The following is a 23,535-nucleotide window of genomic DNA, read 5'->3' on the forward strand; positions in this document are numbered from 1 at the left end:
GTTTGCACCCCCGGCTAGAATCCTGCCGCCACTACGCGGCTGGGTTTACTTCATGAAGGATGTTCTCTCACTAACCACTCCCCACCATCCACTCCCCACTATCTCCAGACCAGCGGCGCGAGCAACATCAACAGCCCTTCAATCTGCTCGTCCGTCCCCACGGTGATCCGCAGCCCATCACCCCAGTTGGGGTAGTTCATATAACGCACCAGAACTTGTTGGGCTTTTAGTTTTTCATACAACTCGCGGGGTGGATGCCCGGGATGGTTGCACCAGACAAAGTTGGCCTGCGAATCCAGCACCTCAAAGCCCAATTTCCGCAAACTCTCCGATAGTCGCTGGCGCGTGGCCAAAATCTTGGCGCGATTTTCGGCCAGCCAGGCTTGGTCATCGATGGCGGCCGTCGCCCCGGCAATGGAAAGCGCGTCGCAGTTGTAGCTGTCTTTGACTTTATTTAGTTCCGCGATCACCTGGGGCTGAGCCACCAAAAAGCCAAATCGTATTCCCGCCAGCGCATAAGACTTGCTGAGCGTGCGCGAGACCATGATCCGCTCATTCCGCTTGACCAATTCCAGGCAGTTCGCGTCCGCAAAGTCCCCGTACGCCTCATCGACCAAGAGCGGACAAGATAGCTTTTCCGCCAGGGCTAACACCCCCGCGGGGGGAATCAACGTGCCGCTGGGACTGTTGGGATTGGCTATACAAGCGAGCTTCAACCGGGGGTCCGCCGCGCAAAAATCCTCCCCCAACGACCAATCCGCCTGATAGGGAACCGCGTGCGCGGTCGCTCCCTGCAATTCCGCCAGGGTCGCGTACAAAATATAGCTGGGATACGGAAACCGCAAAATGTCTCCCTCCCCTACAAACGCCCGCGTGACAATCGTCAAAATGTCGTCGCTACCATTGCCGCACAGAATCCAATCCGCGGGCACGCCCAGGATCTGGGCGGCGCGGGACCGAAAGGCTGTCGCCTGGGGGTCGGGATACTTCTGCAGCCCTTGTTGAATGGCAAAGCCTATGGCCCGCTGCACCTTGGGGGAAGAATTGTACGGATTTTCGTTGGTGTTAAGCTTGATCCATTTGCCCCCTTGCGGTTGCTCGCCGGGAACATAACCACGCATCAGGGCGATCTGGGGTCGTACCAAAGTCATGGGCAAATTCTGAAAGTTTGTAGGAGGCAACTCCATTGCCGAAAATAGTTTTTAGCCGCATTCGCAAAATTGTAGCCGCATTCGCAAGAATGCGGGGGTTATAAGGTTAGCAAGTTATCACCTCGGAACTCTGGCGAGTTCCGCTACATTTCACCCACGCGCACATCCACGCTATACCGGTGCGCGGTTAGCCCCTCTTTATCCGCCAGGGCGCGGATATCGTCCGCCACGGCCGCCAGCCCTTCGGCGGTGTATTGGATCACGCTTTTAGTTCGTAAAAACTGTAGCGCGGATAACCCGCTGGCCCAGCGGGCGGTGCCGCTGGTGGGGAGCACATGCGACGGCCCCGCGGCATAATCGCCTAAGGCCACCGGCGAATGCGGCCCCACAAAGACCGCTCCGGCATGGGGAATATGCGGCACCAGTTGTTCGGCATGGGCACAGGCAATATGCAAATGCTCGGGGGCGATGTCATTAGCCACGGCGCAGGCTTCCGCCGCGTCCCGCACCAGGATGAGCGCTCCGTAATCCGCCAGCGCTTGCCGAGTCAGTTCTCCGCGCGACAAACGCCTGCACTGCCGATCCAACTCCGCCGTAATGGCATCCAGCAGCGGCGCATGCCACGTTATTAAGATGCTGGCGCCGGGGGAATGTTCGGCCTGAGCCAGCATATCGGCGACGGTCTGGTCAACGGGCGTGGTTTTATCTGCGATGACCACCACTTCGCTAGGCCCCGCGATCGAATCAATATCCACCTCGCCATAGACCCGCCGCTTGGCCAAGGCCACAAACAAGTTTCCCGGACCGACGATTTTATCCACCTTGGTTAACTGGCCGCTGCCGTCGGCTGTTCCCGCCAAGCCATACGCCAACGCGGCCACGCCCTGGGCTCCACCTAGGCGGTACACTTCGGTCACGCCCAACTCATGGCAAGTGGCCAATAGGTCGGTATTGTACGAACCAAAGGGGGTGGGAGGGGCGATCACGGCGATTTCCTCCACGCCCGCGGCCAAGGCGGGCACAACCGTCATGAGCACAGTCGAGGGATACGCCGCCGCGCCCCCGGGAACGCATACGCCAACCCGCCGCAAGGGTAAAAAGCAGTGCCGCAGTTCTCCCCCGTGCGGAGCTGGCACGCGCACATCGCGCGGCAAGAGCGCCGATTGAAATTGCCAAATCCTCTGCCGAATGTTGCGAATTGCGGTCAAAAACGCCGGACTGGCGGCCGCGTGGGCTTGTTGTAATTCCGCTTCTTTGACGCGCAGGGACTGGGCGGAAAGCTGCGCTTGATCGAGTAGCTGTGAATACCGCAGCGCGGCGGACAACCCCTGGTCGCGAACATCGTCGCAAATACGGGCGACAACCGCCGCGGGAGAAAGCGCTTCGCCAAAGACAGCGAATGTGCGTTGCCGCCCCGAGTCGCTGACGACTTCGCCACGCGGGCTGAGTTTTTCACGGAGCGCGGCAATGAGCGACGCGGCGTCGTCCTGGCGGGTGTCGATGCGGGGAATGGTCAGGGTCATGGCGTGGATCGATTGTTTCGAAAATATACAGACATTGTACCGTAATTTCTAAAAAGATAAGGCCGCTTCAGGAAGATTTTATTCTTATGAGTAAGTCCGTAGGACTGTTAGCTTTATAGTTAAATCACCTCCCCGCCGCTTTTTCTAGTTGTACCACCATTCGCTCGACCCGCTGCGACCATTTTTCGGTCGAAAGCTTCGTGGTCTGAATACGCGCCGCCCACAGCGGAAAGGCCAACGGTGTCAAACGCGGACAAAACTGAATTACCAGGTTGGCTTGGGTCATTCGCGCAAGCGCGGCCCGCATCCGTTCAATTTCCAACTGCTGCAACAGGACCTCGCGCCGCGCTTGTTGCAAGAGCATGTTTTGCGGATCATACTCGCGAAAGACGTCATAAATGAGGCTGGTGCTGGCCTGCAGTTGCTTGGCGGTTTTGCTGGCGCCGGGATAGCCGGTAACGACCAGTCCCGCCACTCGCGCGATGTCGCGAAACTGCCGCTTGGCCAGTTCACTGACATTTAAGCAAGCCAGCAGGTCTTCTTCCAACTCCGCCGTGGAGAACAATTTTTGCCACTGCTCCGCCAGGTAGTCCAGCGGAATATTTGACAGCAGTTCCACGCCATAATCATTCGGCGTGATGGTGATGGAACAGGGTGTTTCCCGCGAAATGCGGTACGCCACCAGCGAGGCGATCCCCTCGTTCACCGCCCGCCCCTCGAATGGGTAAAAAAAGAGCTGGTGCCCCTCGCGCACTTTGGCCCGTTCAATGAGTAGCTCACGCGGTCCGGGCAGAATCGACCAGCTACGTTGCAGCTCTAAGATGGGCCGCACGCACGCCAGTTCGGGACTGGAAAAATCCCCCGCGCGGGCCAGATCAAATTGCCTGCGCACCGCGCGGGCCATTTGCGTGGAAAGGGGAAAGCGGCCCCCGTCCCAACGGGGGACCACGCCTTCCTGGCGTTTACTTTTCTTGCAATAAACGGCCATATCCCGCAAGATCACAAACTCCAACGGCCGTCCGGCGAACACAAAATGATCGCCGGGTCGCAGCCGCGCGATAAAGCCCTCTTCGATCGTCCCCAGCGTCGCGCCGCTCATCAATTTGACCACTAGCGAAGCTTCACTGGAGATAGTGCCAATGGTCATCCGCTGCAACCGCGCAACCTGCGGATTTGCTGCCACGTAGCGGCCGTTGACTTGAACAAGTTTGGCAAATTGCGGATATGCCTGCAATGATTGTCCGCCGCGCACGGCAAAGTCGAGCGCCCATTGCCATTCCTCGTCGGTGAGTTGCCGGTACGCATACGTCGTGCGCACCTCCGCCAGTAGCTCCTCCGGCGCAAAGCCGGTGGAAATGGCAATGGTAATGAGATGCTGCACCAAGACATCCAGTGGACGGTCCAGCGGTTCTCGCCCCTCGAGATCGCGAATCTCCGCCGACTGCCGCGCGGCGGCGTACTCCACCAATTCAAACGCGTGCGTCGGCACACAAATCACGCGACTGGTCGCGCCGGGCTGGTGCCCGCTTCTACCGGCGCGCTGCAACAGCCGCGCGATCCCCTTGGGACTTCCTACCTGCAGCACCTGGTCCACCGGAGAAAAATCCACCCCCAGGTCCAGGCTGGACGTGCAGACCACGCACTTAAAATCGCCTCCCCGCAGCCGCGCTTCCACATATTCGCGCAATTCGCGGTCGAGCGACCCATGATGCAGGGCCATGCTTCCCGCCCAATCGGGCCGGGCATGCAAAATCGCTGAAAACCAAATTTCGCACTGGGAACGAGTATTGGTAAATACCAATGATGATCGGGCCTCTTCAATCTGTGCCACCACCCGCGGCAATAGCTTTAGCCCCAGATGCCCCGCCCAAGGAAAACGTTCGATATCCTCTGGCAAGATCGTCTCGATCGCTAGCGATTTGTCCGTCTCGCCGGAGATAATCGCCGCGGCCCGCGTCTGAAGTGGGTCCGAGTCGGATGGGACGCCCAACAGCACGTACCGCGCCAGTTCCAGGTTAGCCAGCGTGGCGGACAGGCCCCAGGTACGCAGGCCGGGCAGCCAGCGGCGCAACCGCGCCAGGCATAGTTCCGTCTGGACGCCGCGTTTGGTCCCGAGTAGCTCGTGCCATTCGTCCACCACCACCGCGCGTAGTGTTTTAAACAACTGCGGAGCTTCGGGATATGACAACAGCAGGGACAAACTTTCCGGCGTGGTAACGAGCGCCGACGGCAGCCGCGCGCGTTGTTTTTTACGCATGGTCTGCGTGGTGTCGCCAGTGCGCAGCTCCACCGACCAGGGGAGCTGCCAGTAGGCGACCGGTTCCTGCAGCGTGCCGACCAGGTCATTGGCCAAGGCCCGCATCGGCGTGATCCAGAGCGCGCGCAGCGGTTCCGTCGTTTCGCGGGATTGCTTTTCTTCAGTGGGGCAATCCTGGTCGATGTGCGGTGTTGTCGCCGTATGTTTACTAGTGGAAAACAGCGGCTGATCCGGGATCTCTCCGCCTGTGATCCGCGCGGCGGCTTGTTCCTCCTGCAAATACTCCTCGATGATGCCTAACCACGCGGCGTAGGACTTGCCCATTCCGGTGGCGGCATGAATGAGGCCGCTTTCACCATCTAAAAACGCCTGCCAAGCGGCCAATTGAAAAGCAAACGGCCGCCAACCCCGCGCGGCGAACCACTCCGCCACCAAAAATGGGGTTGGTGGCCGCGCGGGTGGTTGCCGTTGCGGTGCGGGAGAGCGTTTTGGTTTTGCGGCGGGCTTCACATACATATTGTATCGAGTTACCCCCCTTAGGCCACTGGGAATAATGTAGCAGGCACCGTCCTCGGTGCCGTCCCAGTGCCGTACACATCGTAGCAGGCACCGTCCCGGTGCCGAAACATCGTAGCAGGCACCGTCCCGGTGCCGAAACATCGTAGCAGGCACCGTCCCGGTGCCGAAACATCGTAGCAGGCACCGTCCCGGTGCCGTACGCATCGTAGCAGGCACCGTCCCGGTGCCGACGCATCGTAGCAGGCACCGTCCCGGTGCCGACGCATCGTAGCAGGCATCGTCCCCGGTGCCGCACGCTCCGTCCTCTGCGCCTTACCCTTGCCCCCGGTAGATGGGTGCCGGGATCCGTGGGTAGCACGACCCACGCAAGGTAAAGTTAGAAGTAGGAATGCAGAAGGCGAAATAACTGCAATCGAATTCTGCATTCCATACTTCCCTGGCTCACGCTGCGGGCTGAATTTCTCCTTGCTCACGCTGCGGGCTAAGGATTCCCTTGCTCACGCTGCGGCCTATTCTTCCGCGGGGGGAGCTACCGGAGCACTGGGGGCAGTGGCAGGCGCGGCGGGATTGGCGATCCCTTCGGTTTCTTCCGGCAAATCGTCCGGCGGCAGGTCCAACGGCGTTTTATCTTCGGACTCGGGGATGGGGGGCGGGGTGGTTGGCTTGGGGAACGCCTTTTCGGGAATATCCTTAAGCGACCCCTGGCGGTCCGCCTCGGCCAACATGCTGTACAGCGGCTCTCCTTTGCTTTCCGTTGGGCAACGGCCCCAGTACTTGCGGGTGTACGGATTGTAATAGTAGTAGTACTTTGGCCGTGTCGGATAGTACACCACGTAATGGTGCTTGTAGCCGCTGTAGTTCGCGCGGGGCTTGTAATAGTAATGGCGATAGTGATAGTTGGCTTTGGCCGGTTTACGCCAGCCAGAGTAATACTGCCGCGTGGCGTAATATTGCTGGGCGAGGACCGCCCCTCCGCCGCCAACCAACATAACCGCGATTAAAATCGCCCGCTGCCAAAAACGTGGTGTAAACATCCGCTAACTCCTTATGGATTTGTGCCCCAGGGTAAAGGTCGGGTGAAAAAACTTCCACCAGCTTAAATTTGAACAACCTACCCATGCAAACGAAGTTGGCGAAAAATCTTCCTCACTTCCCAAAAATATTTTTCGTAATCGGTCAAATCCCGCGGAATTCCCCTAAAACAGCCTCATCTGGCCCGATGCGGGCAATGGGGGCTGGAACAGGCTGGTGTCGTATTCTGGCAGGCCCCCCATTAAGCCGTATTTGCAGCAAAAAACCGCCAGAGTGTTGGCAATTTGCCCCGCGTACTCCCCCGTGCCGCGCATCCGCTCGCCAAAGTTGGGGCTGGAAAGTTCTCCGCCGCGCGTTTTGCGAATGTACGCCTCCACCCGCTCCCGCAGGTTGGGCCGATAGCGCTCGAGCCATTCCATAAAAATATCTTTCACCGCAAAAGGGAGCCGCAGCAGCACATAGCTGGCCGCACGGGCACCCGCCTGGGCAGCCGCCTGTAAAATCGCGGGGATTTCCACATCGTTAAGCCCCGGAATGATGGGCGCGACCATGACTCGCACCGGTATCCCCGCCGCGGTAAGCTGCCGGATCGCGTCCAGCCGTTTGGCCGGAGGCGAAGTCCGCGGCTCCAGCACGCGGCAGAGGTCCGCATCCAGTGTCGTGATGCTAATATTTGCCTGATATAACCGATGCGCCGCCAGCGGAGCCAGCAAATCCAGGTCCCGCGTGATGAGCGCGTTTTTTGTAATGGTGCCAAACGCCTGCCGTGCCTCGGCCAGCACCATTATCATCCCCCGTGTGATTTGCAGTTCCCGCTCGATCGGCTGATAACAATCTGTCACGCCAGAGATCGCCACGATGTCCCGCCCCGTCCAACGGGCGCGATTAAGCTCCTCCCGCAGCAGCCGGGGCGCGGCGGTCTTGACCAGGATTTTGGTCTCAAAATCGACTCCCGCGTTCAAGCCCAGGTACTCATGATAGGGACGGGCGTAGCAGTACGCGCAGCCATGCTCGCAGCCGCGATAGGGGTTGATGCTGTAGCGAAAAGGGATATCGGGGCTATCATTTTCAACAATGAGCGACTGGGACTGATCCTCATAAAAGGCAGTGGTGACTTTTTTTGCGGATTGCAGTTCGGCCAGTTCCTCCGCCGATTCGCCTAGGTGTTCATAGTCGGCATCGCAGCGGACCCGCTCAAAGCGGTTCTGGGGGGCGACATTGGCACCGCGTCCGATCAATCGTCCGAGGGGGGAATTTGTCATGGTATCATCATGCAGCGCGTGGCGGACGCGCTGGCCTTTTCAGGGCTAATATCCGCACATGCCGTTACTGTACAATATTACACACTATTTGTCAAGCGGGGTTATTGTGCCAAGGGGGAAATTTTTTGCACAATAGTGGGGGCGAGTAGTGGACTGGCGGTGGAGTTCCGCGCGGTGGTATCATGAACGCCGCAGTGTAAGCGTGCCGATCCGCTGGGTGGAATGTGACTAGGTCTGGAAGAGATGAATCGGATGGTGTGTTTTTCTGGGAAATGTTTCTTGCGGCTGCGCCGCCCAGGAACAAGTTCCTGGGGTACCCGGTTTTTGTCGGGGCTTACGCTTTACCGGCCGCCGCCGGAAGCAGTGCGGCGGGTGGTACTGCGGTGGGCGGTGGCACAGTGACTGTGGCCGGCGGGTCCGCGGCTGCTTCGTCCGGGTCCGCCGCAAGCCAGTATGCGATCGCCGCCGGTCTTGCGGGTGTGAGCGTGACTAACCACTGACCCAAGCTTGCGGTTCGCGGGTAAGACAAGATTGATGTTTAGACTGGGAGCATTGTTCCTTGACTCTTTGTCATGACGGGTGTCTAACATGCCGACCACACTTTGGCAGTTTTTAGTGGACGCGAACTTGACAGTGCTATTGGAGCGGGACTTTCGGCAAGTGGCGGGGACTATCGGGCTAGTTGGCCCGCTGTTGCATGTTGAACGCGAAGTGATGTTCCAATGTCATGTTGATCAACAGGCCGACCAGCCATATCTCAAACTGTCCGATCACTTTGTCTTTGTCGCTGGAGAGTCGGCCAACCGTTGCGTGACCAAGGTCGGTGGCCCCCCCTATCGCGACAAGACGCGTCCTTGGCCGCTGTCACGCGATGACAAACCGCTTGTTTTTGTGGGACAATTCTGCTTTTCGCAGTCTTTGGACATTGTGCCGCGGCTGCCGGCCGAAGTGCTCTTGGTCTTTGGGACGCCTCTTGATCATTCGGTGCTTGACCTCCAGTTTGAATGGCAGTCGCTGATCTCGGATGACAGGCTAGTTCCCGAGACGGACATACCGGCGCACGACTTCCCGTTACCGCGCTGCTACGGAGTTCCTTTCCGAACTTATGAGCTTCCGTGGTATGTCATGGCGGATCGTTCAAGGGACAGTCTGTTTATTGCCAGCCCACTATGCACCAAAATTGGAGGCTATCCTTACGGGTACCAACAAAACGAACGTTATCCCGACTACCTTTGCTCTCTTGGGCCGATACTGTTTTCCCGCCTGGAGGAATATCCGTGGCTTAATTGCGCGGAACCGTTGGACGAGCGGCCGGAAGTAGAGGGACGGGAATTGATGTGGGGCGATTGCTTCGGCGCGCATCTGTCACTTTTGCCAGATGGAAGAGTGACTTGGTTTGACCGGTAACAACGCGGCCATGCCCAACAATTTGCGGGCGGAATTCGCCTAGAATCCACTTGGCCGCGGTAATCCTGGGAACACGCACAAAAGCTTGACCGGTACGACAGCCTGACGGATAATAAGCAACTAAGGCCCGCCCTGTGCCAAAATTAGTGCGCACCAAAAATGACGCTATCGAACCTGACGAATCGTAAAACTAACGGGGTGGGAACGCCGTTACTCGCAGCCGACCCATGAAGAATTCACAAACATTCCACCGCACACGCACACCAAAGCACAGATTTTCCCGTTCGGCGCGTACGGGGTACGCAGTTATTCTTCGCCAAAAAGATCGTCGCGCCGGTTGCAACCAGCGTCCGTCACGCCGCCCGGCGGCTGTAGCTCTTGAGCAAACCGCCCTGCGGGTACCCCCTATTTAACCCATCATCAAATCGGCTACCTCGGGAACTTATTCTTGACCGCGTAGCGGCGGGTGGCCCAGGAAATATTTTCCTAGTTCGTGAAATCCGGCGGTGTGGCACCGTTGAAGTTTCCATTTACAACCTGTGCTGACCTTGTCTTGCCGGTTCCATTTCCTTGCACCAGACGTGTCAATTATACAAAAACTTTGGGTGGCACTGGCGTCCCGCCAGTGTCTTTGCTGGATGGCCTGGGACTGGCGGATAAAGCCACGAAATCGTGGATGGCGGAACACGTTCCGCCCTACGATCCTTTGCCCTACGATAATTACGCCGCCCCGTTGGGGCTTTGGTGTTGATGGGAATGCTGTCCGTGGACTTGCGTCCACGGCTACGATCCCGCACCGCTGCGCGGTGGGGGAATTGAGAATTAAAAATAAAAAAATGAAGAATTTAGAATTAGGCGGATTGATCGTGGGCTAGAAAGATGGAGATCCTGGGGAGCTTCGCACGTTAACAAACACCAGATACCCAGTCCCGCTCGGCGAGCGGGACCTACAGTACCGTGGACCGCCGATGCCATCGGCGGCTTTGTGAAGGAGCAATTAACCAAAAACCAAATACCGCGCTCCGCTACGTGTCGCGGCTAAGCAAAGAGCAATAACTTGCAACCAAAAACTAAATCGGCGACGGAGCCGCCTTCTACAGAATGTCTTCTCCGTGCACCTCGGTGTCTCCTCCGTGATAAATGCATTATTTGGTTGGCACGCGCTCCGCTGCGCGTCGCGGCTAAGCATAAACCATAACGGCGAGTAAAACTCGCCGCTACGGGGAAGACGCTCCGTTATCCGTCGCTCTTTACAAAAACTCCACTCCTCTATTCCTCCAAACTCCATTGCTCCACTTCTCCAAACTCCATTGCTCCACTTCTCCAAACTCCATTGCTCCACTCCTCCAACTACTCAAACGTGTAATTCTTCTTTTCCGCTTGGCTGCGGGCGGCCTTGAGAATTGCTGTGTCCAGGGAGTCGGTTTTCTTGTCAGCGGAAGCTAGCTTTTGCCGCTCGGCGGTGATAAACGCGTCCCGCTCGGTCGCCAGCTTTTTGATTTCCTCTTGCAGGGCGGCCCGTTCTTTCCCTTTGTTTTCCACCCAGGCTTTGCGTTCTTCCGGCTTCAGCTTGCGAACTTCCTCGGGCAGTTGCTCGTCCTTTAGCTCTTCCAGCTTCACCGAGCCATCCTTTAGCCCATCGACCAGATCCCGCTGGGCGTTGGCATAAAAGCGCCCCGCCTTGGACAGTGCCCGGGTCGCCGCCACGCCAGCCCCCGCCTGCGCCGCGTTGGCATCTTGGGCGACCTGATTTTCTTTAAATTCCTCTTGCTCCTGCGCGCTGCCATAGACCACATACGTGGCGTTCAGACGGGTAGACAGCTCGGCTAGCTTTTCGTCATGCGGCGTGGGAATGTCGGCCACTTGCTCATCGCTGTTGATGCTCATGTAGTTGCCATCCGCTAGCTTGGCCCCATCCGCCCAACCAGTTTGCAGACCGGTCTGATAGTCGCCGCAATGAATGGTGCTGACGGTGATCCCCAGCCCAGCGGCGTCCTTACAGGCGGCGGAATAATCGACCGGACCTTGGTTGAATGGCTCATTTCCCGCGATAAAGATGCAATGGACGTCGGCGTCGGCCTTGCTCCAGGCCAGCGTTTTTACCGCCTGAGAGATCGTCTGCCCGCAAAATTCGCTCCCGCCGTTGGTCTGCAGGGCAAAGAGTTCCTTCGATAGCTTGTCCAGGTCCGACGTAAACGGCACCACCAGCCGAATGTACCCCTCGCTGGCGGGGAGGCCGTCATTGCCGTACTCAAACAGCGCGACTTCCAATTGCGGTAGCTTATCACCGAGCTTGGACTTGGAAAATTCATTCACTACTTTCCACAACTGCGTGCGGGCCTGATTGATCAGTCCATCCATGCTGTTACTGGTATCCAGCAAGAGCGCGACCTGAATTTTGGGCGTGGCGGCTTTGGCGTCAGTATTCGCTTTGGCATCGGAATTTTTATTATCAGCGGCGGCGGCGGGCTTCGATTCCGTCGTGGCCGCAGTAGCGGTTTGCTCAGGTGCGGCATTCAAACTGACAAGTGTCACTTGCCCAACCGTTCCGTTTGGTTGCGCCACAGGTTCTTCCACGCCAATTTCTGAACAAGAAATAGGGATATAATCCGTAGCCGGAGTTAACTCACCCGTGGACTGGGTTGTTTGGGGAGGCTGGGTAGCCCCGGCGGGTGTGGAAATCCTTTGCGGCAGTTCGTGATACGGCCCACATGCCTGCAGGGAGGGGAAAGCGGCCAGACCGCCACCAGCCACCAGTAACAATCCTGTGCACCAGCGTGAAAGGGACTTTCGCATGGGAGAACTCCTGATTTTTCATAGGGAACGGGGGAACGACACTTTAGATCATACGCGTTCGGGGACCGCTTGCGGGTAACACTTTTGTAACCTGTAAACAGTGAGGAAAGATGCTCCTGCGCGGATCAATACGCCACATTGGACGCTCGGTCCCTGCACCGTGGTTCCCAAAATATGAGATTTTTGTAAGTTCGCCGTGGGTGGATTGCAAACAGGCGTGAAATGTCTATTTTCAGTTAAATTCGCGATTTGTTAAGTTCGCAACTCGTTGAGTTCGCTCTGGGGGACGGCTTTTTTTATAGGAGTGATCTGATGGCACGGCTGAATCGACGGAAATGGCTAGCAACTACCTCCCACTGGGTGGCGGCTCCGGCGGCTTTTTGGTGGTCGGAAGCGGCCTTTGGCCAGGTACCCGCAGGAATACCCGCCGCCGATTCCCCAAAAGCAACCCCTAATCCGCCCAAAGCCCCTAAAAAGCCCGCCGCCGACCCCTATGCCGATGCGAAATTTGTGCCGGGGGAACCGCCGCTGCCGACCAAAGGGGCGTTCACGATCGCCGTTCTGCCTGACACCCAGAATTACAGCGAAAAGCACCCCAAAACCTTTCACGCGCAGACGGAATGGATATTGGCACAGCGGGAACCGCGCAACATCGCCGCGGTGCTGCACCTGGGGGATATCACCAACCGCAACAGCCGTCCCGAATGGGAAGTCGCCCAAGCGGCCATGAATAAACTACGGGGGAACGTGCCCGTGGGCATGGTGCCGGGGAATCACGATTATAGCAAAGGGGGAGGGTGCCAAGACCGCACGACACTGCTTAATGAATATTTCATGGTGAAGGAATGGAGCGGGCTGCCGCACTGGGGAGGAACCTATGACCAAGAGTCGGACAAGTGGGAGAATAACTATCAGTTATTTGAGGCGGCGGGGAGAAAGTTTTTGATCCTGGGCCTGGAGTTTGGCCCGCGGGCCGACGTGGTGCGCTGGGCCAATGAAGTCGCGGCCAAGCACCACGACCGGGAAGTGATTTTGATCACGCATGCGTACATGTACTTTGACGAGACGCGCTACGACTGGAAAAAATACGCCAAAAAGCAAGCCTGGAATCCGCACGCGTATGGCGTGGCCCAGGCGACCAACGACGATGTGCGCGACGGAGAGGAACTGTGGAACGATCTGGTGGCCCGGCACAAAAACTTTATCATGACGGTCAATGGCCATGTGCTGGGGGACGGCCTGGGCCAGCTGACCAGCCAAACGCCCGGTGGCCGCGATGTGCCGCAGATGCTGGTGAACTTTCAGATGAAACCCAAGGGGGGAGACGGCTGGCTGCGGCTGATCGAGATGCGCGACGATGGAACGCTGGCCACGTATGATTACTCACCGACGCGGAACGAGTGCAATGCGAGCGGTCAAAACCAGTTTGAGCTGAAGCTAAGCGCGATTGGAGGGTAAAGATAAGGCCTTCCCGCCTAATCAATCGCCTTGACGACTTCGCCCCCTTGCGGGGTAAAGTACGACACAAACGTCCGCAGGTCCAGTTCTTCGCTGACAAAGTGCGTCGAGCAGTCGGCAAAGACCGTCACGACGCCACCGGTGTGAAAGGAAAACACCTCGTCGTAATTGTTATTATTAATCGGGGGATCGGCCTTGGAGGTAAAGTAATTGTCCGGGTCGGCCCAACAGGCGACCTTAGTGTTTTTGGGATCGCCGGACTTGGGATTGTTCGTGTGATACGTAGGCCGGCCCGCGTCTTCAAAGAATAAAAACGTCTTCGACGTGCCATCCGTGATTTTCTTCATGGTCATCGCCTTGGGGAAGACGGGTTCTTGACGAGTAACGGTTTGTAGCACACCGTTGATACTGCCGTACACACGGCTGATCGGGGGCTTCATCCCCAAGGCGGTAACCTTGGGGACAATATCGCGGTGCAGGGCCACATTGGGAGCGTAATCGCAGATGCCTTGCACACCGTCGCTTAGCCCAATAAGCGCCGCGGCGTCATCCATCCGCTTGTTAGCATCCTCCGGGACCGAGGGGCACAGAAAAACTGGAATTAAGGATGCTCGCGCCTGTTTATTCCTGGCATTGTCCCAATTATCTTTGTAAAAATATTGCTTTGATACGTTTTGCTCTTCGATGTATTGCAGGATCAGCGTATGAATCGAAACCCGGGGAGGAGGAGGCTTGATATCGTCATGCACGCTGGCCACACCCAGCGGATACTTCTTGTTGACGTCGTGATAATTTTGAAAAGCCAGTCCCAACTGCCGCATGTTGTTAATGCAGGCATTGCGCAGGGCGGCTTGCCGGGCGGACTGGATCGCGGGAAGCAAGAGCGCCACCAAAATGCCTATGATCGCGATGACGACCAATAATTCCACTAGGGTAAATCCCCCCTGGCGCGCGTGGATGCTCCGCATAGCCTAATCCTGTTTGTTTCCGGAAATGAAATTTATTGATGAATGACCGCCCCGCGACCAGACTTCATTCTAAGGTTCAATACGTAATTTGACAGCAGTGGGTTGGGAATTGCGCATTTTTTCCGGCACATATTCCTAGGCACTGATCCTCGGCGGGGAGGGGGAGCAAGACTGCCATCCAGATATAAATAACAGCTACCCCGACTGGGCCTGCGCGGATAACTGCCACCAAAAGCCATTGGGCAATTGTTAATATTTCATGAGCAACGTGCAATCCTGACGCGGCGGAACACTAAAGTTGTGCCGGGATATGCAATTCTTGATGGAGGGATTGCCCAGACGGGAATCAATCCCCACGTAGTTTAAGTCCCTTGAGCGTGAGCTTTTCCCGCACTTCGTTCAGGCTGGTGACGCCAAAGTTTTTGCATTCCAGCAAATCGTCACCGGTCTTGCGCAGTAATTCGCCAATGGTGTTCATTCCCAAGCGAATCATGCACTTGCGGGCCCGCACCGACAGATTGAGATCAGAAATCGGCCGGTCCAACAGGGCTTGCTCATCCGGGCTAAAGGCTTCTGGCTCAAACACCGGTTCCGGTTCGACTTTTTCGTTGGCAAACATGCCTAGGGCCAGCCCCTTGGTCGCCATCATTTCGCGAATTTCGACCAAACTGGTTTCGCCAAAGTTCTTGCTGGCCAGCAAATCCGCCTCGGACGTGCGGGCCAGATCACCCAGCGTGTTGACCCCCATTTTTACCAGGCAATTACGGCTGCGAACGGAGAGTTCAAAATCCGTCACGGGAATATTCAACACCTGGCTCAGGCGATCTTTGCGGCGTTGGGCATCCTCGTCAAAGAACATATCCTTAGCGGCGGAAACATCCTTTTGAAACAATCGCGCCCGGGGATGCATGGGAAAAATATCCAAGACCCGCTGGTAGCAGTTGTTCGCCTTTTCAAACTGCGAGCGGTCCTCATACAACACGCCCAGGTTTAATAGCGCTCCCACGTGGGCCGGATAACGGGCGATCGAGCGTTCATAATATTGCTGGGCGGTTTCGTCATTCCCCCGGCGTTCATTTTCCATGGCCAGGCCAAATAGCGCTCCGGCGTGGCGTCCGTCCACCTCCACGGCACGCTCGTAGAGAGCGATCACCTCGTACGGGTTACCACCGATGGCCGCGACGGTGGCTCCTCGTTGATAGAGATATTCAGATGTTTGCTCGACAGCGCCGGAAAGTTTATCCAGCAGGGCCAGGGCTTCTTGAGGTTGGCCGGACAAGCGCAGGCATTCGGCCCGAGCCAGGGTACACATATCCGAATCATAGCCAGCTTTGGCGGCATTTAAAAAGCTGGTGTTGGCCAGTTCAAAGTTTTCCTGCGAGGCATGGCTTTTTCCCATGTAAAAATGGGCCAAGGCTCCGCCATCCGCCGCCTTAAGCGTGTCGATGGCCATATTGTAACGGCCCAGGATATAAAAGCAGACGCCTAAGCGCACGGCGGCCGCGGGAGAGCGGTCTTCGCTGGCTTCTAATTCGTTGGTCGCTTCGCGCAACACCCGGTGATTGAGCGGGTCGTCGCTGATCGCATCCACAATTTGCTGGATTTCTTGTGGTCCAAAGGTGCCATTGGTTAAAACAATTTGTTTGACGTTCGCGGCCGCGGTGGTCACCGACATGCAAAAAGACTCCTCGTACAAAGTAAATTTTGGTGGATGGCGGGAAAGCACCAAAAATCAGCCCCGCGCCACTGTGGAATGCAAATTAGTTAAAAAAGTTAATTCTTGACTGAAGGACAAACGCTAAAAAGTTGTGTGGGTAGGACCAGCCGAAAGGACCTGAAAAAATGGTAATTTCTTTGGAAAACTATATCCGACAATACGTTAGGCCAACGGCGGGAGTTGAACCCGCAACCCCCGCATTACGAATGCGGTGCTCTGCCAATTGAGCTACGTTGGCAAAGAAACGAGCACAGACAGAATTCTCTAAATTAAATCCTGGCTGACAATTGGTCAAGAGGGGGTCCAAGCCCCAAAAGTCTTGCTAGATAACGAGTTAGCCAATTCCAGGAGGAATGACGGAGAAAAAGAAAACGGGGTCTCTGACGCGCTAACGGCTTCGTTAGCAAGATAGGATAGTCAGGGGCAAGGCAACCATCCTACCAACGTACGTCGGAGACCCCGCGGGCCATCGAATAATACCGATACTACTTAGGTGCAATGCTTATGCCAAATGGCGATAAATACTCTAAAAAAACTTCGCTTTTACTTAAGTGCTTAACTTGCAATGTTTTAAAAATAATTCTCGACTACCACGTTTAGTCCTATCATTTAAGTAGAATAGCGCAACAGAGCAGAAAGGAACAAAATCCACTGTTGCAAGATGCACATTCTCAGTTTGAGAACTTGCGATAAGCCGCAAAACTCTCGGTTTTGTCTCAATTTAAGACCTGCCGCTGTGGTATGAGCTTTGGTCGCCGTGAACGAGATCATGTTGATTCTGGCAAATGTTACAATCCCAGGCTATCGCACTTGCTGGGGCAAAACTTACCACATTGGGGCGGTTCCACATGTTACAGCGCATCACACGCCTATCAGATAAGACCCACGTGTTGATTGCGTGCAACCCCAAGTCCGGTCAAGGCCCCAATCTCGCCCTGATTCAAAAGCTGCAATCCCTACTGATTGACGTTGGCTACACCGTCTTAGTTACAACCGACCTGGAAGTGTTGCTGCGGCAAGCCGCCGACTGGCAAGCCCAGGATTTATTACGCGCGGTCATTGCCGCCGGAGGGGATGGAACGCTAAATCTGCTGGTTAATCGCCTTACCGAGGGGGTGCCGTTGTTGGTTTTGCCCCTGGGGACCGAAAACCTACTGGCCAAGTATTTGGGGATCACCGTGGATCCCGCGACCATCGTGCGTATCCTAAGGCAGGGCTGGACATACGCCTTTGACGCTGGCAGGGCAGGCGACCGGCTGTTCTTGCTGATGTTTAGTTGTGGGCTGGATGCCGATGTCGTCCATCGACTGCATGCGGTTCGCAAGGGTCCGATTTCGCACTTGAGCTATATTCCTCCCCTGTGGGAGGCCCTGCAAAAGTACAATTACCCCGAATTTGGGATTCGCTGGGATTTTTCTGGCTCCAGGGAGGCGGAAAAATCTCAAACCACCAGCGCCCTGCAGGCCCGCTGGGCGTTTATTAGCAACTTGCCGTGCTATGCGGGACAGTTAAGGGTGGCCCCGCTGGCAGTGGGGGATGACGGCTTATTGGATCTGTGCGCGTTTCAGGGAGGGACATTTTTGCATAGTTTAAAATACCTGTCGGGCGTGTTTTTTGGTTTGCATCATCGAATGCCGGATTGCCGTGTGGCGCAATTTAGACGGGTTCTGCTGGAGTCTGACATACCGGTGCCGTTTCAGGTGGATGGCGATCCGGGGGGAACGCTGCCGGTGCGGATCGAGGTGGTCCCGGGAAGATTTTTAGCGCTGGTCCCCGGGGAGTGGCTGGAGAAAGAGCGCAAGTGGTAGCGGAGAGTTACGGAATATTCACCCACAATTCTTCACGGAACGTGAAGAATTTTTTTTGCCTCATTCATATATGGGCCAAAGGCATTTGATTCTATATGGGCCAAAGGCCCAACCTATCCATGCCTAAGGCAAGTGCGGTGTCGCCCTAGGTCAATGTGAAGAAATTAATGGCAGGGCCAACGGCCAGATTCATCCACCTCGATAATCGACGTGTGTTATACGCTTTCCAATTAAACGTAGCGCGGCTGGCAATTTGTGAAGGCACCCCACCTTCATGGGTTATATCCGGCTGACGCAACCGCGTTGCGGTAGAATTTTTTGGCTTGCGGTATTCCCTGGATAGCCGCTGCGCGGCAATCCAGGGCTGAGTTTCTTAACCGCTTCGCGGTACCCATTTACCGCAACGCGCCCTATTGAATGGTAATACTGGGGAACAAAGCCCACGGGTTGGTGCGCAGCGAACAACCCTGGGAAAAAGGACAAAACCAATGAACTCCTACTCCAACGGAGTTGGGGAACCCTTTGGTAAACTGGTGAAAACCGCGCTAGGATTACTTGGGATTTGTGTTAACAGTAGTTTGGATTTTGGGTTAAACCCCGAACTACCTCAATCATAGACCGGGACAGGGTGTATTAAGCAACCTCTGGCCAGCATGTGACCGGTTGTACTTATGGCTGCGAAGCTTTTCGCTCACGTTCTTGTGCGGCTTTGCGAATCTTTTGGTTGGCCTGTTGCAGGCGATCGGGCCATGCAAACGTGGGGGCTTGCGCGGGATCATAGCCCTGCAGGTGCCCCGTGAGCCGCGTTGCTGGCTTGGCGTAGCGCAATTCTGTATCGCCAAAGACCTCGCGGCATAACTCCGCCAGGCGGGGATCATATGCCTGCAATTCTTCCCGCGTGTTCACGTGATTATGGTCATGATCATTCTCGCGGTTATTATCAAACCAGGACTGCACCCCCTCCGCGAAATACTCGTGATAATTCACACTGGCGTACTTACCCTTCCACAAGCCCTGGCCCATCGCGGCATCATAGGCCGCTTGCAGCCGCGTATCAAATGTCGCGTCCACATTGACCATTCCCCGTAAATGAATGTTATGGGCCAGTTCGTGGATTAAAATACACTCCGCGGCATAGGGATCGCCGGCGTAACCCAACAGGTTTTCCTCGCCACAGGAACAAAACGGATCGCGATCGCTCCCCCCGAGGCCCCGCGCCCGGGAATCCCAATAATCCCGGGCGGAAATATCCTTAAACTCTGGCTGGGGCTCCTCCCGCAACCGGGTAAATTCTGGTTGATCGGTCGTATACTCGTCAAAAGCCAGGATGCACATCCGCGCGCCGCTGTTGGTCATCGCTCGCAGGACATCCGGTCGTTTGGCCAGCATCAAATTGACCAGATAGGCGGCCTCTTTGAGGGCATATGGATTGACACGGGGCGAGGCGACAATGGGAAACCCGTTTGCCGATGTGCGTTGGGTATAAAACGCGGGAATGCCATCGGGATCAGCCGGATCAAACCGATACGCCTGGACCGGAACCAGACTGGTGACCACCCGCTTTGATTGGGAGTCCCCGGCGTCAATTTCAAACCGATGGCCCAGCGTCGTGGTGATGATGGTCTCTTTTCCCGGTTCGACATTCCCCTGCAGAATACTTTCGCTGTCGGTTTTTAACCAGTGGACGCGAATAGCCTTGTCGCCGCCGTTGATAATTTGCAGAATGGCCGCACGGGATTTTTCAGGCTGTGGGGGCGAATTCGTGGAATTTTCCCGCGCGGGGGATGAGGCGGGTTCTTCGGCCAGCGTGGTCGCAAGAGAAGTGACCACCAGTAGCCATACCAATGGTTTAAAAAATCGCATAAAAGCTCGCCTGTTCATGGTTAAGGTTGACCGTCTAGCATGAATTGTCGTTTAATCACCCCTTCCGCGCTACCACCACCCGGGCCAACTGTGCCAGGTCCTTGACCGTGGGCTGCGTTTCCAGGCTCGGCTCTTGACGCAGCAGTTCCAGCACAGCCTCTTCGATCATGGGGCTAATCTCGCACAAAAACCACCCCCCCGGCTTAAGTTGCGCCGCGGCTTGCGGGATAAGCCGGGAGATGATTTCCGTCCCGGTCGGCCCACCCACCAGTGCCCCGCGCGGTTCGTAGTCACGCACGGTTTTATCCAGCGCGGCGTATTCCGGCTCGCTAATGTAGGGGGGATTGCTGAGCACCAGATCCCACCGGGGCCGGTCGTCAAAACCCGCCAGCAAATCCCCCTCGACAAAGGTGACTCGTTCCGCCACGCCCAGACTGGCGGCGTTTTGCCGGGCGATCTCGAGCGCGGCGGGGCTATTATCGATCGCGGTCACGTCAGCGCCTGGCGCGCGTATTCCATTTAACATCAGTGGCGGGGCGTGCTTGGCGATGGTGATCGCGATGATCCCGCTACCGGTCCCCACATCGGCCACGGCCGCTGGTTCACCGGGTTGGCCGCTCTCGGCCAGTGCCGCGGAGCGTTCCTTAAGAATGTCGAGCGCCTTCACGACTAGAAATTCGGTCTCGGGGCGGGGAATGAGCACATCCGGCGTCACAAGAAAGGGAAGCGAATAGAATTCCCGTTTTCCCACCAAATACGCCACGGGCCGGCCCGCCGCCCGCTGCTTGACTAGTTCTCGATACTGGTTGCGCAGTTCATCGCTGGCCACTTCGTCAAAGGCCGTATACAGCATGATCCGCTGGCAATTGCGGCAGTGCGCCAAGAGCACTTCGGCATCCAACCGGGGCGTGTCCGAACCCTGCTTTTTCAAAAAGTCCGCCGTCCATTGCAGCAATCGGCCGATGGTCCAGGTTTCTGACATGCCGCCTCCCTGATAATCGCCAGAATATTATGGCTAAAGCATCCCCTGTCGGCCATTACTCACTACCTACCACTGTCTACTCCGCCACGCCCATGTTCGCGCGTTGTTCGTTGCGGGCATAGTCCAGCAGGGCGTCGGTGACGGGCTGCAAATTTCCGGCGATGATGGAATCAAGTTTATAAAGTGAAAGGTTGATGCGGTGGTCGGTGACGCGGTTGTCGGGAAAGTTGTACGTGCGGATCCGTTCGCTGCGATCACCGCTGCCGATCAGTGTTTTGCGTTCGGCGGCCCGCTTGTCCATTTCGGCTTGTTGCTTATGTTCGTACAGTTTAGTCTTTAATACGCGGAGGGCCTTGGCCAGATTTTTGTGCTGGCTTTTTTCATCCTGGCATTGGACCACGATATTTGTTTCATAATGGGTCAGCCGCACCGCCGATTCGGTCTTATTGACATGCTGCCCGCCGGGACCGCTGGCGCAAAATTTGTCCAATCGATAATCACTGGGCTTGAGGTCGATTTCCACGTCTTCCGGCTCGGGTAGCACGGCGACCGTGGCAGCGGAGGTATGGATCCGCCCCTTGGCCTCTGTCTCGGGAACGCGCTGCACGCGATGTCCCCCCGATTCGTATTGCAATTCGCGAAACACCCCTTCTCCCTCGATTCCCAGGGTGATTTCCTTAAAACCCCCCAGGTCGCTGGCGCTCAGGTCCATAACTTCGACCTTCCAGCCGCGCCCCTCGCAATAATACTTGTACATATCGTACAGGTCCCGGGCAAACAGGGCGGCCTCGTCGCCGCCGGTCCCCGCGCGAATTTCCATGATCACCCGCGCCCGGTTGGCGTCCTCCCCTCCAATGGTCAGGTCTAGCAGCTCATTCCACACCGCCTCTCGATCCGCGCGCAGGGTGGAAATTTCGGACTCAGCTAGTTCCCGCAGGTCGGCGTCCGCCGTGGCAATCATTTCATTGGTTTCTACAATTTGCTGATTCAGTTCCTTAAAGCGGCGATACTTAAGCGCTAATTTTGCCAAGGAGCCATGCTCGCGCGAATAAGCCGCCATCCTGGAACCATCCGCCTGGACAGCGGGGTCCACGAGCGCCTGTTCCAATTCGGTAAACCGGGCCAATTTTTTTTCTAATTCGTCGCGCATAGCGCACCAGCAAACACGCCAATAATAAGGAAATGTTGGGGGTTAAGCGGGTATCTTTGCCAAGATACACCGTTTATGAAAATTTAGCACCGGCAAGTCCGGGCTAGCTGCGGGAAACCACGAATCACCCCTTTATATAAAGGGGCCCGTTAAATTAAAGAGACTGCCGGTCCGCACAGGGTGAGCCGAATCTCTTTATGTCGTTTCCAAGCCGCACGGGATGGCGATGCAATAGAAGACACGCTGGGGGGCGTGAGAGACCGTTCAACGCCGACACGCCCCGCGCGGATCATCGCCATAGAGCGTCCCGGGCTAAGATTCCGCCGCGGCGGGAGCTTCGCTGGCTTTCTTGCCCCGCTTGAGGCTGGCCAGTCCCGTGCTAGAAAACTTATTCTTGAACTTTTCGATGCGGCCCGCGGTGTCGACAAATTTCAGCTTGCCGGTAAAAAACGGGTGGCAAGAGTTGCAAATATCAACCTTCAACTCGGGCACCGTGCTGCGCGTTTGAAACGTGTTGCCACAACCACAGCTTACCGTGGTCAGGACATAACGGGGATGAATATCTTTTTTCATGGTCTCATTCCACGGTTAAAGCTGTTACGTTCCACAGGGAAAGCCGAACCCGCAAATATCTAGTTCTTTTCGTAACTTGCGGGAGCAACTCTGTTGTTGAAATGGGAATTTAGCATTATATTCGGCCAAAAATCCGGGGACAAGGGGGCCAAATCGGCATTTACCCGTTTCCACTTCGCCACTCATTTTTTGTCCTTATAATAATGTATACTTAAATGTCAAAATTCATCGAATTTCCCACTTTCCCCCCGTTCTCCTATTTTGCCGCCCCCCCTCCGCCTCATGTCCCGCACCGCCACGATCGCGCGCAAAACAGCCGAAACCGACATCCAACTCACCCTCAATCTGAATGGGGGCGGAAATAGCCAAATCCAGACCGGTATCGGCTTTTTTGACCACATGCTGACCCTCTTTGCCAAGCATGGGGCCTTTGACCTGGAAATCCTCGCGACCGGGGACCTGCATGTCGATCAGCACCACACCGTCGAGGATACCGGCATCGCCCTGGGCCAGGCCCTCAAACAAGCCCTGGGGGACAAGGCCGGCATCCAGCGGTATGGCCACTTTACCCTGCCGATGGAAGAAACCCTGGTCACCACCGCCATCGACCTGAGTGGCCGATACGCCCTGGTCCTGCTGGCTCCCTTCACCACGGCCAAGATTGGCGACTTTGACAGCGAACTGGTCGAGGACTTTTGGCAGGCCTTTGCCGCCAATGGACTGCTGAACCTGCACATCCTGCTGCATCATGGGCGTAACAACCACCACATTGCCGAGGCCATCTTTAAGGCCACTGCCCGCGCCCTGCGCATGGCGGTCTCCGCCGATCCCCGGATGCCGGGCATCCCTAGTACCAAGGGAAGTTTGTAAGAGGAGCGTTAGAGTCATTGAGCAGTGGAGTAATGGAAGAGGTGATAGAATTTGTACAAATTCAGGGATCGAGGAAGTAGATCTGAAATCTGAAATTTCAAATCTAAGATCATTGATTTGCCTTTACCCTCCTTCTCCCCTTTTCCACCTTCCACCCTTTCCGCATTCTTAATTCGGCATTCTTCATTCTTCATTGCAC

At 56.3% G+C, this 23,535-nt stretch carries 16 protein-coding genes and 1 tRNA gene; 4 read left to right on the forward strand and 13 right to left on the reverse strand.

The annotated features are described in order from the left end of the window. Positions 1-98 precede the first annotated feature (98 nt). The 5 genes from hisC to SFX18_05430 all read right to left on the reverse strand — a co-directional run bounded on the left by hisC (position 99) and on the right by SFX18_05430 (position 7,744). Complete coding sequence (hisC, locus tag SFX18_05410; protein MDX1962570.1) at positions 99-1,151, reverse strand: histidinol-phosphate transaminase; 1,053 nt, start codon at positions 1,149-1,151, stop codon at positions 99-101. 143 nt (positions 1,152-1,294) lie between these two features. Then, the gene (gene hisD / locus SFX18_05415) at positions 1,295-2,674 is read right to left on the reverse strand and encodes a histidinol dehydrogenase (protein MDX1962571.1); all 1,380 of its coding nucleotides are present in this window, start codon (positions 2,672-2,674) and stop codon (positions 1,295-1,297) included. Positions 2,675-2,798: 124 nt separating this feature from the next. Next, positions 2,799-5,441, reverse strand: coding sequence for a ligase-associated DNA damage response DEXH box helicase (locus tag SFX18_05420; GenBank protein MDX1962572.1), 2,643 nt, complete (start codon positions 5,439-5,441; stop codon positions 2,799-2,801). Positions 5,442-5,959: 518 nt separating this feature from the next. Beyond that, complete coding sequence (locus SFX18_05425; protein MDX1962573.1) at positions 5,960-6,484, reverse strand: hypothetical protein; 525 nt, start codon at positions 6,482-6,484, stop codon at positions 5,960-5,962. A gap of 162 nt (positions 6,485-6,646) precedes the next feature. Further along, complete coding sequence (locus tag SFX18_05430; protein MDX1962574.1) at positions 6,647-7,744, reverse strand: PA0069 family radical SAM protein; 1,098 nt, start codon at positions 7,742-7,744, stop codon at positions 6,647-6,649. Between the two features lie 588 nt (positions 7,745-8,332). On the opposite strand from SFX18_05430, the gene SFX18_05435 reads away from it, so the two are divergent. Continuing rightward, positions 8,333-9,151 (forward strand): DUF1963 domain-containing protein, encoded by an 819-nt coding sequence (locus tag SFX18_05435; GenBank protein ID MDX1962575.1) that lies wholly within the window; start codon positions 8,333-8,335, stop codon positions 9,149-9,151. A gap of 1,350 nt (positions 9,152-10,501) precedes the next feature. Here the strand turns inward: SFX18_05435 and SFX18_05440 are convergent. Then, positions 10,502-11,947, reverse strand: coding sequence for a vWA domain-containing protein (locus SFX18_05440; GenBank protein MDX1962576.1), 1,446 nt, complete (start codon positions 11,945-11,947; stop codon positions 10,502-10,504). 312 nt (positions 11,948-12,259) lie between these two features. On the opposite strand from SFX18_05440, the gene SFX18_05445 reads away from it, so the two are divergent. After that, a complete protein-coding gene (locus SFX18_05445; GenBank protein ID MDX1962577.1) occupies positions 12,260-13,405 on the forward strand; it encodes a metallophosphoesterase in 1,146 nt (381 codons plus the stop codon). A 17-nt stretch (positions 13,406-13,422) separates the two neighbouring features. Here SFX18_05445 and SFX18_05450 read toward each other — a convergent pair whose 3' ends face one another. From SFX18_05450 to SFX18_05460, 3 genes are all read right to left on the reverse strand, one after another. Further along, a complete protein-coding gene (locus SFX18_05450) occupies positions 13,423-14,373 on the reverse strand; it encodes a DUF1559 domain-containing protein (GenBank protein MDX1962578.1) in 951 nt (316 codons plus the stop codon). Between the two features lie 346 nt (positions 14,374-14,719). After that, positions 14,720-16,048 (reverse strand): DNA-directed RNA polymerase subunit alpha C-terminal domain-containing protein, encoded by a 1,329-nt coding sequence (locus tag SFX18_05455; protein ID MDX1962579.1) that lies wholly within the window; start codon positions 16,046-16,048, stop codon positions 14,720-14,722. A gap of 207 nt (positions 16,049-16,255) precedes the next feature. After that, a tRNA-Thr gene (locus SFX18_05460) sits at positions 16,256-16,328 on the reverse strand. A 610-nt stretch (positions 16,329-16,938) separates the two neighbouring features. Between SFX18_05460 and SFX18_05465 the strand changes: the two genes are divergently transcribed. After that, positions 16,939-17,898, forward strand: a complete 960-nt coding sequence (locus tag SFX18_05465; protein MDX1962580.1) for a diacylglycerol kinase family protein — start codon at positions 16,939-16,941, stop codon at positions 17,896-17,898. 669 nt (positions 17,899-18,567) lie between these two features. Here SFX18_05465 and SFX18_05470 read toward each other — a convergent pair. From SFX18_05470 to rpmE, 4 genes are all read right to left on the reverse strand, one after another. Further along, positions 18,568-19,761 (reverse strand): hypothetical protein, encoded by a 1,194-nt coding sequence (locus SFX18_05470; protein ID MDX1962581.1) that lies wholly within the window; start codon positions 19,759-19,761, stop codon positions 18,568-18,570. Positions 19,762-19,816: 55 nt separating this feature from the next. Continuing rightward, complete coding sequence (gene prmC, locus SFX18_05475) at positions 19,817-20,743, reverse strand: peptide chain release factor N(5)-glutamine methyltransferase (protein ID MDX1962582.1); 927 nt, start codon at positions 20,741-20,743, stop codon at positions 19,817-19,819. A 76-nt stretch (positions 20,744-20,819) separates the two neighbouring features. Beyond that, a complete protein-coding gene (gene prfA / locus SFX18_05480; GenBank protein MDX1962583.1) occupies positions 20,820-21,893 on the reverse strand; it encodes a peptide chain release factor 1 in 1,074 nt (357 codons plus the stop codon). A gap of 312 nt (positions 21,894-22,205) precedes the next feature. Further along, positions 22,206-22,466, reverse strand: a complete 261-nt coding sequence (rpmE, locus tag SFX18_05485) for a 50S ribosomal protein L31 (GenBank protein MDX1962584.1) — start codon at positions 22,464-22,466, stop codon at positions 22,206-22,208. Positions 22,467-22,748: 282 nt separating this feature from the next. On the opposite strand from rpmE, the gene hisB reads away from it, so the two are divergent. After that, positions 22,749-23,336 carry an imidazoleglycerol-phosphate dehydratase HisB gene (gene hisB / locus SFX18_05490; protein MDX1962585.1) on the forward strand — a complete coding sequence of 196 codons (588 nt, stop codon included), beginning with the start codon at positions 22,749-22,751 and terminating at the stop codon, positions 23,334-23,336. The last annotated feature ends 199 nt before the right edge of the window (positions 23,337-23,535 follow it).

The organism is Pirellulales bacterium (assembly GCA_033762255.1).
GTDB lineage: Bacteria > Planctomycetota > Planctomycetia > Pirellulales > JALHPA01 > JANRLT01.